At 63.8% G+C, this 12,369-nt stretch carries 9 protein-coding genes; 4 read left to right on the forward strand and 5 right to left on the reverse strand.

Annotated elements, in window-relative coordinates; translation table 11 throughout:
• Positions 1-169: 169 nt before the first annotated feature.
• From H4O11_RS14770 to H4O11_RS14780, 3 genes are all read right to left on the reverse strand, one after another.
• Positions 170-997, reverse strand: coding sequence for a S1 family peptidase (locus tag H4O11_RS14770; protein WP_246333509.1), 828 nt, complete (start codon positions 995-997; stop codon positions 170-172).
• Between the two features lie 156 nt (positions 998-1,153).
• Positions 1,154-3,220 carry a TonB-dependent receptor plug domain-containing protein gene (locus H4O11_RS14775; RefSeq protein ID WP_220466767.1) on the reverse strand — a complete coding sequence of 689 codons (2,067 nt, stop codon included), beginning with the start codon at positions 3,218-3,220 and terminating at the stop codon, positions 1,154-1,156.
• A complete protein-coding gene (locus tag H4O11_RS14780; RefSeq protein ID WP_182340188.1) occupies positions 3,210-3,620 on the reverse strand; it encodes a MerR family transcriptional regulator in 411 nt (136 codons plus the stop codon). Before H4O11_RS14780 ends, H4O11_RS14775 begins: the two co-directional genes overlap by 11 nt.
• 171 nt (positions 3,621-3,791) lie before the next feature.
• On the opposite strand from H4O11_RS14780, the gene H4O11_RS19595 reads away from it, so the two are divergent.
• Positions 3,792-4,052: a helix-turn-helix domain-containing protein gene (locus tag H4O11_RS19595; protein ID WP_182340189.1), complete on the forward strand. Its 261-nt coding sequence runs from the start codon at positions 3,792-3,794 to the stop codon at positions 4,050-4,052.
• 108 nt (positions 4,053-4,160) lie between these two features.
• Here H4O11_RS19595 and H4O11_RS14790 read toward each other — a convergent pair whose 3' ends face one another.
• Positions 4,161-6,068 carry a CocE/NonD family hydrolase gene (locus tag H4O11_RS14790; protein WP_182340190.1) on the reverse strand — a complete coding sequence of 636 codons (1,908 nt, stop codon included), beginning with the start codon at positions 6,066-6,068 and terminating at the stop codon, positions 4,161-4,163.
• Between the two features lie 275 nt (positions 6,069-6,343).
• Here H4O11_RS14790 and H4O11_RS14795 point away from each other — a divergent pair, with 275 nt between their 5' ends.
• The gene (locus H4O11_RS14795) at positions 6,344-9,463 is read left to right on the forward strand and encodes a TonB-dependent receptor domain-containing protein (RefSeq protein WP_182340191.1); all 3,120 of its coding nucleotides are present in this window, start codon (positions 6,344-6,346) and stop codon (positions 9,461-9,463) included.
• A 104-nt stretch (positions 9,464-9,567) separates the two neighbouring features.
• Entirely contained in the window at positions 9,568-10,470 is a 903-nt protein-coding gene (locus tag H4O11_RS14800) for a glycerophosphodiester phosphodiesterase (RefSeq protein WP_182340192.1), read from the forward strand.
• 1 nt (position 10,471) lies between these two features.
• On the opposite strand, the gene H4O11_RS14805 is transcribed toward H4O11_RS14800, so the two are convergent.
• A complete protein-coding gene (locus H4O11_RS14805; protein WP_246333511.1) occupies positions 10,472-11,434 on the reverse strand; it encodes an AraC family transcriptional regulator in 963 nt (320 codons plus the stop codon).
• A 101-nt stretch (positions 11,435-11,535) separates the two neighbouring features.
• Between H4O11_RS14805 and H4O11_RS14810 the strand changes: the two genes are divergently transcribed.
• A complete protein-coding gene (locus H4O11_RS14810; RefSeq protein ID WP_182340194.1) occupies positions 11,536-12,369 on the forward strand; it encodes an oxidoreductase in 834 nt (277 codons plus the stop codon).

The raw sequence follows: 12,369 nt of genomic DNA on the forward strand, positions 1-12,369 counted from the left end.
TTCCAAAATGACGCCAGGCATCCGAAGTCCAATCCATGGTTGCGCAGCTACATCGGGCGACCACCATGGTTCAGCACGCAAAGCCAGATATCTGCTGTCAGCCAAAACACACCTTGAAAAGCGCCGGCATGAAGCCGCGTCAAGAAGCGTCACCGACCTGGCTTGACCATCAACCAGCGCTTTGCGCTTGGCCAGACATCACGCTCTCAATCCAATCAGCGTAATGGCTAAGGCGCACGTTGCAGGCTACCTGTCCATAGCGGCCGTATTTGGCCGTCAAAACGTGGCCTTCTACGACTTTCCAGGAGGCCACGCCGGACAAAAGCCATTCATTCCCGACCTCCACAAGCACGGGGCTGCCGCTGTCCCCGTTTGCGAGGGCACCTTCAAGTGGTAGCGCCGCCGAGGGCTCATCGAAGCGATAGCAGAACCATCGATCATAGGAACTGGTGACCTCGTTGTACGCACGACGAAGTTCCGTGCGGTTGGGGCCACCGAGGCTGTAGCCGGTGGCGCCGTTGCCCGTAGCGCCTTTGCCGATGATCTTGATTATCTGGCCGGGCTGTACGCTCCCTTCATAGAGTGCGACAGGCGCGATATCCATCACAGGTTCGGCTAGTTTGACCAGCGCGATATCGTCAGTGGAGGCCAGGAACACCACGATCAACATCGCCTCTCCACTGGCCATTGCTTGATCGATCAGCTCCTGTGGCAGCGCCTTGTACCCAGCATGGACGACGACCCGCTCAACATCCCTGGGTTTCCCGTCAACGGTGATCCGTGTGAGTTTGGAGTGCAACGGGATCGTATGCGCGGCAGTGATGACCCACTGGGGAGCAATCAATACGCCGTGTCCTTCGCCGGGCATATCTACCAGGGCAGGAAATTCAGAGGCCGGAACCCGATACTCCGAATCATCAACGTCATCCCGAATGACGATGGCACTGGCGGTTGATGGCAGCACGACGAACATCAAGAGCAGCAAAAGTCGGGTCATGTGTGCTTCCTGCAGCGGCCTGGGTGGCGGATAAGGCGGCAGTGGCCAGGTGTTGCCCCTTGGCCATGGCCCGTCCGGTTTGAACGTCCATTACACGGGCGATGATGCCACGGCACGGCGGAGGAATCTGGAAACCGGCGACCACGGTCAGCTGGTCTAGAACTTCAGCCGCACGCCTCCGTTCACCACGAAGCCATCCAGCGGTGCCCAGGCATCCACCGTCCACTGGCCATCATCGGAACGGCGCGGCCGCAGCATCGGGTTGTAGCCGCTTTGGCGCACGTCGAGGATGTTTTCCAGATTGAGGAACAGGCTCACCTTGCCCAGCACGATTTCGCCCAGCGCACCCAGCTCCACGTAGGGGCGGCCATGGCGTCGCCAGGGATTGTCTTCCAGCGCCTGGGTCCCGGTGTAGTACGCCTCCAGTCCCACGCGACCACGCCCGTGTTGTTCCCACATCGCCACCAGGCCGGCGGTGTGGCGCGGCGTCAGTGCCACGGCGCGGCGGCCCTGGCCCTCTTCGCCTGGCTCGGCCGCGTCGGTGTACACATAGCTGCCGGTCACGGTGATGTCCTGCCAGCGGTAGCGCAGCAGCAGTTCGCTGCCGCGCGTGCGGGTCAGGCCGTCCACATTGATCAACTGCACGCGTTCGCCAGGCGCGTCCGGTGAGTCGGCCAGCCGCACCGCATGATCGATGTTCGATGCGAACAGGCTCACGTTGGCTTCCCAAGGGCCGTTCGCGTAACCGACGTCGATCGAACCGGTGGTTGCCGTCTCCGCACGCAGGCCACGCAGCGGATCCAGTTTCGACAGCCCTGCAGCTTCGATCTCCTCGACGAACGGGGTAGGTGCGAAAAAGCCCTTGCCCACCGATGCACGCAGCGTCCATTGGCCAGGATGGAACAGCAGCGACAGGCGAGGGCTGAAGTGGTCGCCGTATTCGCTATGGTCGTCCCAACGGGCGCTGCCGGACAGGATGAGGTCCTCGCGCAGCGTCTGCTCGGCCTGCACGAAAACGGCTGGCACCGTATAGCGGTAATCAAACTGCTGGAACTGGCGCGAGCGGAAGCGATCCTGCTGTGCGGCAAGGCCCGCCAACCAACTGGTGTCGGCAATGCCGGAGGCGTAGCTCACCTCGGCAAAACCCGTTCGATGGGTATCGTCCTCCAGCGATTCGCCATAACGGTGGCGGTGGTCGGTGGACATCGCCGAGGCGCGCAACTGCAGGCGATCGGTATCCCGTACCGGAATCTCCACCACCGCGCCGGCGTCGTAGCGTTCGGTGTGCTGGGTGAGCGCGAAGGGGTGGCCGTCGGCAACCACGCGGCCGGGCAGCGTGCCGCCCTGGCGGCTTTCGCGGGTGGCTCCTGCGGTCAGCAGCGCGCGAGCACCGTCGTCCGATTGCCAGAACAACCGCGGGCGCACCGTCGAGCGTTGATAGCCGGGCATGTCGGCCCAGCCATCGTCATCCAGGTCCTGGCGGTCCTGTCGGTGATGGCCGGCCACCACCGACAGTCCCCAACGGTCGCTCAGCGGGCCGGCCACGTAGCCGGTGGCGTCCTGGCCGCCACGGCTGGTGGCATTGAGCAGCACCTCGGCTTCGCGCGTGTCGCGTGGCCGGCGGGATATCAGGTTCACCACGCCGCCCAGCGCGGCCGGCCCATACAGTGCCGACGCGCTGCCCTTGATGATTTCCACGCTGCCCAGGTCGGTCGGTGGAATCTGCAGCAGGCCGATGGAAGAGGACTGGCCGCCGTACAGCGGCAGGCCATCGGCCAGCAACTGGGTGTAACGGCCACGCAACCCCTGGATGCGGATGTTCGATCCGCCCATGCCAGGTGAGGTGTTCTGCACGCGCACGCCCGCGGTTTCGGCCACCAGCATCGACACGTTGCCAGGCGACATCAGCAGCTTTTCCTCGATCTCCTCCTGCGACACCACATCCACGCGGATGGGCTCGTCGGACACGCGGCGACCCGAGCGGGTGGACTGCACCGTCACCGCATCCAGCTCCACGGCCTCGTCGTGATGGTCGTCATGCGCGTCGGGCGGCTCGTGCGCGGCCGCTATGGCAGACGCCACCAGGAAGACGGCGCCAAGCGACAGGGCAAACGGGGATCGGGACAACGGCTGGGCCATGGTGTCGTCAGGGCGGACGAGCCGCGCGGTGGCGAAGTAGGCCGGTGTTGTAAACCTTGAAGCGGCTACAAGGTCAAGCGCCATGCACCGGCTGCAAGGCCTCCAGTACCCGGCAATCGGCCATGCGGCCCCCCGGGCAATTGCCGATCATCCGTTCGAGTTCGCCCTGCAATGCCTGCAGGTCCCGGATCCGGCGGGCGATGTCGGCGATGTGCTGCGTCACCACTTCGTCCACCGAACTGCACTCATGCTCGCGCTGTTCACCGAAGGCGATCAGCTCGCGGATCTGCTCTATGGAAAATCCCAGTTCGCGCGCCCGGCGCACGAACGCCAGGCGGCGCTGGTCCTGCGCGCCGTAGTAGCGGTAGTTGCCCCCCGACCGCAGCGGCGGCTGCAGCAGGCCAATCTTCTCGTAATAGCGGATGGTTTCGGCCTTGGTACCCGTCTGGCGGGCCAGCTGGCCGATGGTGAGCGTGGCGGACATGGCTTGACCTTGTAGGAACTACAAGGTTGATAGCCGCATTCGGCCTCCATTTCAAGGCAGATGCGGCAGCCAGCGGGGACATACCTGGTGCCTCTAATATGAATTAGACGTATACATCTAAGAAGAAGTAAATTAGCCAGATATTAGCCAAAAATTAGAGATATACGTCTAATGCACTCCCTCCATGAGCTTGGCCGGGCGGTTGCCAAACGTCGCCGCGATCTAGGCCTGACCCAGGTGGACGTTGCCAGGAGCGCGGGCGTCTCGTCAGATACGCTGTCGCGATTCGAGGTCGGCAGAGTTACCGAGTTCGGAGCCCGAAAGCTGCTTGCCGTTCTCTCCACGCTTGGCATGGAAATGGAATTCCGGGAGGAGGGCACAGCTGGATCGCTTGATGAGCTGCAGCTGGAACACAGGGCGGCGCGCCGATGATCTTGTCCGTCCATGTGCATGGACGCGAAGTCGCCACGCTGGAAGATGTGGACAACTTCACCAGCCGCCCCGATCTGACGAATGCGGACCCTATGGGATGAGCAGCTTTCAGTCCCCAGCCACCGGCAACACGATCGCACTCGCTGTCCCGGCGCCGAAATACACCTGCTGGGTCGCTTTTACGTAATCGCCCGGTTTCGCGTCGAAGATGTTCGGCACGTACTGCTGGGGGTTGCGGTCGTAGAGCGGGAACAGCGAAGACTGCACCTGCACCATGATCCGGTGACCCGCCTTGAAGGTATGGTTTACGTTCGGAAGCCCGAACCGGTAGCGCTCCACCTTGCCGGGCGCCAGTGCCTGGGGATTCTCGAAGCTGTGCGCGTAGCGTCCGCGGAAGATCTCGATGCCGATCGGCAGCTCGTAGCCGGACATCTCCGGCGTGTAGGTATCGCCGTCTGGGTAGACATCGATCAGCTTCACCACCCAGTCACTGTCGCTGCCGCTGGTCGACGCATACAGGTCCACCTGCGGCGGGCCCATGATGTGCACCGCTTCTTCCAGCGGAGCGGTCTGGTAGACCAGCACGTCAGGGCGGTCGCTGACGAAGCGCTGGTCGTGCACCAGCCAAGGCTTCCAGACATCCGCATCGCGTGCGTCGATCGGGCGAGGAACAAACGGGACCGGCTTGGCCGGATCGGAGATGTATTCGTCATGCCCGGCTGCCGCCGGCGGCGAGAAGCTGAGCGAGAAATCCGCCCCAAGATAGAGCGACTTCGCCTTGCCCGCGGGCCACTGCGATGAGGCGTCCCAGCGGTTCACGCCGGTCTGGTAGGTCAGTGCCCGTGGAATCTTCGGGTCCGGTGCCCCTTTCAGGTAATGGTCCAGGAACGGCTTCATGTAGCGGGTGCGGAACTCGAGCGCGGTGTCACCGGGGAACCGGAGCGCGCCAAGGCTGTCACCCTGGTAATTCACCTGTGAATGGCGCCAGGGACCAATCACCAGGTGCAGCTTGTCCTTCGCGCCGGGCTTGTCCTTCAGCGCCGCATAGGCTGCGGGTGCACCATAGCTGTCCTCCTGGTCCCATTGCCCCACCACCAGCATCGTCGGCACGCTCAGCGGACGCTCGGCGATCCACTTGTCCACCGCCTGCAGCGACCAGAATCCGGTATAGGCCGGGTTCTGCGCCAGCTTCTGGTAGAAGGGGAATTTGTCCACGCCGTAGGCGCGCGCGTAGTCGCCGGCGGAACCGGCGCGCAGGTATTTCAGGTAGTCATCCCCCTTGCCGGTCGGTACCGGCCCGTTGTCTCCGGCATTGGTCATCTGGCCGGTGGCGTAATCCAGGCCAAGCTGCCGGAACGCGCCGTTGTGGAACCAGTCGTCACCCATCCAGCCGTCCACCATCGGGCTCTGTGGCACCGATGCCTTGAGCGCAGGATGCGGATCGATCGTGGCCACCAGCGCGGTGAAACCCACGTAGCTGGATCCGGTGATGCCCACCTTGCCATTGCTTTCGGGCACATTCTTCACCAGCCAGTCGATGGTGTCGTACGCATCGGTGGCATGGTCGATGCCGGTGTCGTTGAGCGGCCCGCGGATCGGCCGATTGACCACATACTCGCCTTCGCTGCCGTTGCGGCCCCGCACGTCCTGGTAGACGCGGATATAGCCGTCATCGACGAACTCCGCATCCATCAGCGGCAGGATGTCGACGATGCGCTGGCTGGGCATGCGCGAGGTCGCCTTGCCGGCGTTGTAGGGCGTCCTGCTGAGCAGGATGGGGCCGTCCTGGGTGCCCTTCTTGAACACGATCACGGTGTACAGCTTGACCCCATCGCGCATCGGCACCATTGCAACGCGCCGCACATAGTCGGCCTGGGGCCGTACGGCGTCGTAGGCGGGATACATGTCCGGCGTCATCGGGGTCACCCTGGCTTGCTGTGCACCGGCACCGGACGTCGTCATCATGAGAGCGGCCAACAAGGGCAACGCGCCGGCCAGCCGGTTCAACCTGGACATGAGGGTGCTGCCTGCATGGCCGGCCGCCCGGACCGGAAGACGCGCCATATCTTTTGTCGCCACGGAAAGAATCTCCCACTGTTTCACTGGTTGAATGCAGGGCTGCATGCCCGCGCATGTCGCACGACAAGAGTACGCCTGAAATCAGCGGCTTGCGCGGCAGGGGATTCCCGCTGGGCTGGTGCGGTAACAAATATTTAATCCGGTGCACTGACGGAAAGCCGGCACCCTGCCGTCTAGATGGGTGATGTCTTCATCAACCCAGGAGTTCCGCAGTGCGCTCTTCCCTCTCCAGATTGGCCGTCGGCGTGACCTTTGCCATGGTGTGCCTGCAGGTGTCCGCGCAGGCGCACGGTGCCGCCTTCGATATCGCCGCACAGCCAGCATCCAGCGGCGTACGCGAATTCGCGCGCCAGGCGGGCATCCAGGTCATTATTTCCGGTACGGATGCGCAAGGGCGCCAGGTCAATCGACTGCACGGCGAGATGGAAACGCGTGCCGCGCTGGAAGCGCTGATCAGGGGCACCGGCCTGGTCGTGCGTTCCTTCGATGGCCGCCTGGCGGTGTTGGGCGCCCAACAACCCGCGGCCGCAGCCGATGGGGAAGGCGAGATCGGCACGCTCGACAAGATGGTGGTTACCGGCTCGCGGATCGCGCGTCCGGAACTGGAATCCTCGATGCCCATCGGTGTGATCGACATGCAGCGCGCCATGAGCCAGGGCAAGACCACCCTGTATGAAACGGTCCTGCAGGACGTCGCGGTCGGGCCCGGCAACGGCCCCTACAGCAGCGCACCGGAAGGCCAGTACGACGGCGGCATGGCGACCATCGAACTGCGCAACATGGGCGTGGCCCGCTCGCTGACGCTGGTCGACGGTCGTCGCCGTGTTTCCAGTGGCCAATCCTCGTCGGCGGTGGACATCAACATGATCCCGGCGGCAATGGTCGACCGGGTCGAGATCATCACCGGCGGCGCAGCAGCAGTGTACGGCGCGGACGCCGTGACCGGCGCGGCCAACATCATCACCCGGAAAGATTTCGAAGGCCTGGAGTTCTCGGCCACCACCGGGTTCTCCCAGGACGGTGGCGGTGAGAAGTCCCAGTTCTCGCTGGTGGCTGGCACTGCTTTCGCCGACGGGCGCGGCTCCATGATGTTCGGTGGCACCTGGGCGAAGAACGATCCCATCATCTTCCACGAACGCTATTCGAAGGACACCAATCTCAGCTACCAGGTCAACCCGGAGAATACCGGGCCGAACGACGGCATCCCTGACCGCATCATCCGTTACAACATGACCAACATGTACCTGCAGCCGGTGGCGAACATCTATGCAGGCGGCAAGACGTACCTGTTGAACCCTGATGGATCGGCCTACGTGGGGGCGTACACCACCTGCGAATCCGGTTGCGACAGCTCACGCGATGGCGGTGATGGTGGCATGCCGCAAAGCCAGTATTGGAGCGATTTCCTGATCGCACCTATCGAGAACGCGTCCTTCCTCGGCCGCTTCGACTATCAGTTGAGCGACCGGGTGAAGCTCGGCATGAACTTCGATTACGGTCGTTCCAAGTACAACGCGTATCGCCGTCCATACCGCGACGATGACCGCCTGACCTGGCTCAACGGCGCGGGCGGCGCCACCGCTTACCTGGACAATCCGTTCCTGCCCGGTTCGTTCCGCGACGTCATGCTGGCCAATGGCCTGGATTCCACCCCCGTGCGCCGCAGCTACGAAAACTTCGGCCAGATGACCGACCATAGCGACCGCCAGACCACCAACCTCGGCGCCACACTGGAGGGCGAGCTGCCCGGCGGCTTCCACTGGGAAGCATTCTGGCAGCACGGCCGCAGCACCAACGATATCCGTGCGGACAACGTGCCGATCGCTTCGCGCTTCATCGCTGCGCGCGACGTGATCGCCGACGCGGCAGGCAACCCGATATGCCGCGATGAGGCCGCCCGTGCGATCGGCTGCGTGCCGTTCAACATCTTCAGCACTGATGAACTCAGCCCGGAGGTGCGCGACTGGATGCTGGCGTCGCGCCGCAAGCATCGTGAGCAGCGGCAGACCATCTATGGCGCCAGCATCGCCGGCAACCTGTTCGCGCTGCCGGCCGGTGAGGTGCAGGCCGTGCTCGGCGTCGAGCATCGCAGGGAGTCGATCCACAATGTCGACGACAACGGAGCGGCACCGCCGGCCAGCGAACTGTCGCACCTGGGGGCGTGGGCGCCGTACGAGCCGGAGCTTGCAGCGTCCAACGACGTGTCCGAGGTCTACGCGGAACTGGTGGTGCCGGTGCTGGCGGATCTTCCCTTTGCCCATCGCCTGACCGTGGAAGGGGCGTACCGCTATTCGGATTACAGCGACTTCGACTCCACCAACACCTGGAAGCTGGGCGCCAGCTGGGCACCGATCGAAAGCCTCACCTTCCGCGCCACCCGGTCCAGGAGCGTGCGCGTGCCGAACTTTGGCGAGCTGTATTCCGCCCGGGCCGTGCAGGAGATCGGCGTGCGCGATGCCTGCCTGGAAACCAGTTACCAGGCCAACCCCACCCGCATCGCCAACTGCGCCGCGCTGATGCAGCAGCTCGGCGTGGCCACGCCTTACCTGCCCAGCGAAATCGGCACCGGCTACGTCATCAGCGGCGGCAGCCCCGACGTCACCCCGGAGACATCGGACAGCATCAGTGCCGGCCTGGTCTGGCAGCCACAGTTCCTGCAAGGCCTGGACCTGACCCTGGACTACTGGAACATCAAGCTCGACAACATGATCACGGCGATCTCGCAGCAGAACATCCTGAACCTGTGCGTTGACCTGCCCAGCACCGACAACGAGTTCTGCGACCGCGTCACCCGCGATGCGCGCGGCTACGCCGAAGGCGTCGATACCAGCTACATGAACGTATCGGAGTCCGAGGCCAAGGGCATCGACCTGGGTGCGAACTACCGCTTCGACCTGGGACCAGGCCGGTTGAGCATGGGGCTGCGCGCCAGCTACCTGCTCAAGTACGAAACCACGACCCTGCCCGGCGTGGACACCAGCCGGATCATCTACGACGGCGGATACCAGAACCCGGACCTGCGCGGCAATCTTTCGATGACCTACGACGTTGGTGACTGGGAAATCGGGCTGAACAACCGGTACTGGGGCAAGGCGCTGAACTACACCAACGTATCCAGCGAAGCCTATGACCGGAACAAGCTGCCGGCGCGGCTCTACAACGACCTGGCGGTCGGTTGGCACATGAACGAGCGCACCGTGTTCCGCGTCGGTATCAACAACCTGTTCGACGTGCAGCCGCCCTATCGGCCGCGTACGTATTACCAGGGTGGCGGCGGCGTGTACGACGTCTATGGCCGTTATTTCTATTTCAACGCCAAGGTCAGCTTCTGACCATGGCGTGATGCCGCACCCAACGTGATCGCAGCGACCCACATCCCGGAGACACCGATGAACCTGTTGCAGACCCACCCCACGGACCGTCGCGGAGCCCGCGCATGATGCGTACAGGAATGCGGATGCTGGCCGCCTGCCTCGCCGTCATGCTGTCGTCCTGCGCCACGACCGATACGCAACGACCCGCGCCGGGCAGCCACCCGGCCATCGCCGCGCACCGTGGTGGGGCGATGCATCGGCCGGAGAACACCATCAGTGCGTTCGACCACGCGGTCGAGCTGGGCGTGGAGGTGCTGGAATTCGACATGGTGATGACGGCCGACGACCAGCTGGTCGTGCACCATGACGCGACCATCAACCCCGATATATGCAGCCCCGACCCAGGATCGGATGTCGTGGCCGGGCCCGTGCGCGGGCTGACCCTGGCGCAGACCCGGCAGTTCGATTGTGGAACCCAGGTGCGCGACATCTACGCCGTGCAGGGCTATGTGGCAGTGCCCGGTGCGCGCATGCCGACGGCGGATGAAGTGCTGGCACGTTACCAGGGCAAGGACGTTGCCTTCTTCGCCGAGACCAAGGTGCCCAAGCCCACCGCTGGAGTGGCCGATGTCGACCCGGTGAAGTTCGCCGCCTTGGTGGAAGCGATGGTCCGCCGCCATGGAGTGGAAGACAGGTTCATCCTGCAGTCCTCCGATTACCGCACCATCGATGCCCTGCATGCCATCAACCCACGTATCCGCAGCTGCCTGCTGGGTGCGCATAACTGGGGCCACCGCGACTTCCTTGCGACCCTGCAGCAGCACCATGCAACCTGCATCCTGCTGCGTGACTCCATTGCCGGCAAGGCAGATGTAACCGCGTTGCAGGACGCCGGCATCCAGGTCTATTCGGAAGTGGTGGATACCCCGGAGGCCTGGCGCAGCTATCTGGACCTTGGCGTGGATGTGCTGTTCACCAACAATCCGGAAGGCGCCATCGAGTTCGTGGAGCGATCTGGCCGCTAGGTCAGTGCGATGACACGTAAGCTGATCGAGGGTGCATGGGCGGGATGGCGAAGCGCTGCAGCATGCGCTGCGCTTCCTTGGCCGGGGTCAGGCCAAAGAGGCGTTTGAACTCGCGGTTGAACTGTGAGCTGCTTTCATAGCCCACCGCATGGCATGCCGCCGCAGCCGTCATGCCCTCCCGCGCCATCAGCAACCGCGCCCGGTGCAGCCGCGTCGACTTGAGGTACTGCATGGGAGACGTGCAGGTCACGGCCTTGAAGTGGCTGTGGAAAGACGGTGCGCTCATGCCGGCTTCTTCTGCCAGTTGCCTGATGTCCAGTGGCTGGTCATGGGATGCGTGGATGCGTTGCAGTGCCTTGCCGATCCTGCCGAAATGGCCCTGCATCGCAAGGGCCGCGCGCATGGAGCCGCCCTGCGGGCCGGTCAGTATCCGGAAGTAGAGTTCGCGCAGCAGCTGCGGCGCCAGGATCGCGGCATCCATCGGCCGTGCCAGTGCCTGCAGCAGGCGTTGCACGCTGCCGTGGATATCCGCATCCATGGGGCTGGACATCATGCTCCTCGGTTCGGCGCCGGATACCGGTCCGTCGTGGCGGTCGATCTGCAGCATCAATTCGGCCGCCAGCGGGAAGTCGAGATGCAGATACAGCGCGAGCAGCGGCTGTTCTGCCGAGGCATCCGTTTCCATCGTGAAAGGCACCGGTACCGACACCACCAGGTACTGATGCGCGTCATACACGTAGGTGCGTTCGCCGAAATACCCACGCTTGCTTCCCTGGCAGACGATCACGATGCCCGGGTCGTACAGCACCGGTGTCTCGGCCAGTGGGCGGTCCGAACGCAACAGCCTGACGCTGGGCAGGGCGGTCAGGTTGTAGCCTTCCTGCGGTGCCAGTGCCAGCACGAGGGGCGCCAGCGGAAGCTGTCCAGGGGCGGTGGGAACTCCCGGATCCATTCGAGCGGTCATCTTGGTATTCATAGGAATAGGCAATAATTCTAAAGAAACCGGCGTTACGGCGCCCGGATGGCATTCCTATCATGTACTCCCCTTGAGTGCTGGAGTACGTGATGACCACCCCGAAGACAATCCTCATTACCGGCGTCAGCAGCGGATTCGGGCGGGCCCTTGCACAGGAGGCGCTCGCGGCCGGGCATCGCGTGGTGGGGACGCTGCGCAACCCCGATGCCGCGGCAGCCTTCGAGGCGCTTGCGCCTGGCCATGCGGTCGCCCGCATCCTCGACGTCACCGATTTCGCGGCGATCGCACCTGTAGTGGATGAGATCGAAAAGTCCGTCGGGCCGATCTCCGTGCTGGTGAACAACGCCGGTTACGGGCACGAGGGCGTGATGGAAGAATCGCCGCTGTCCGAAATGCAGCGCCAGTTCGACGTCAATGTGTTTGGCGCCGTGGCGATGATGAGGGCCGTGCTGCCACACATGCGCGCGCGCCGTGCCGGCAGGATACTCAACGTGACCTCGATGGGCGGGTTCATCACCATGCCAGGCATCGCGTACTACTGTGGCAGCAAGTTCGCGCTCGAAGGCATCAGCGAGGCGCTGGGCAAGGAAGTGCAGGGCTTCGGTATCCATGTCACGGCGGTGGCACCGGGATCGTTCCGCACCGATTGGGCAGGTCGCTCCATGGTCAGGAGCCCGCGGGTGATAGGAGATTACGACGGTATGTTCGATCCGGTCCGCCTGCGTCGCCAGGAGGTCAGCGGCAAGCAGCTGGGCGATCCGCTGAAGGCGGCACGTGCCATGTTGCAGGTGATCGACAGCGACGTGCCACCAGCGCACCTGCTGCTTGGCAGCGATGCGCTGGTGTTGGTGCGGCAGAAGCTGGAAAGCCTGGCGGTGGAACTGGAGCGGTGGGAAGCGCTGACGTGTTCGACTGATGGCTGA

Origin of the sequence: Stenotrophomonas tumulicola, assembly GCF_014117215.1 — a bacterium.
GTDB lineage: Bacteria > Pseudomonadota > Gammaproteobacteria > Xanthomonadales > Xanthomonadaceae > Stenotrophomonas > Stenotrophomonas tumulicola.

What these genes read in the sequence shown, in the direction of transcription:
- H4O11_RS14770 (WP_246333509.1), bottom strand. Translation starts at nt 997, where the DNA reads ATGACCCGACTTTTGCTGCTCTTGATGTTCGTCGTGCTGCCATCAACC.
- H4O11_RS14775 (WP_220466767.1), bottom strand. Translation starts at nt 3,220, where the DNA reads ATGGCGCTTGACCTTGTAGCCGCTTCAAGGTTTACAACACCGGCCTAC.
- H4O11_RS14780 (WP_182340188.1), bottom strand. Translation starts at nt 3,620, where the DNA reads ATGTCCGCCACGCTCACCATCGGCCAGCTGGCCCGCCAGACGGGTACC.
- H4O11_RS19595 (WP_182340189.1), top strand. Translation starts at nt 3,792, where the DNA reads ATGCACTCCCTCCATGAGCTTGGCCGGGCGGTTGCCAAACGTCGCCGC.
- H4O11_RS14790 (WP_182340190.1), bottom strand. Translation starts at nt 6,068, where the DNA reads ATGTCCAGGTTGAACCGGCTGGCCGGCGCGTTGCCCTTGTTGGCCGCT.
- H4O11_RS14800 (WP_182340192.1), top strand. Translation starts at nt 9,568, where the DNA reads ATGATGCGTACAGGAATGCGGATGCTGGCCGCCTGCCTCGCCGTCATG.
- H4O11_RS14805 (WP_246333511.1), bottom strand. Translation starts at nt 11,434, where the DNA reads ATGACCGCTCGAATGGATCCGGGAGTTCCCACCGCCCCTGGACAGCTT.
- H4O11_RS14810 (WP_182340194.1), top strand. Translation starts at nt 11,536, where the DNA reads ATGACCACCCCGAAGACAATCCTCATTACCGGCGTCAGCAGCGGATTC.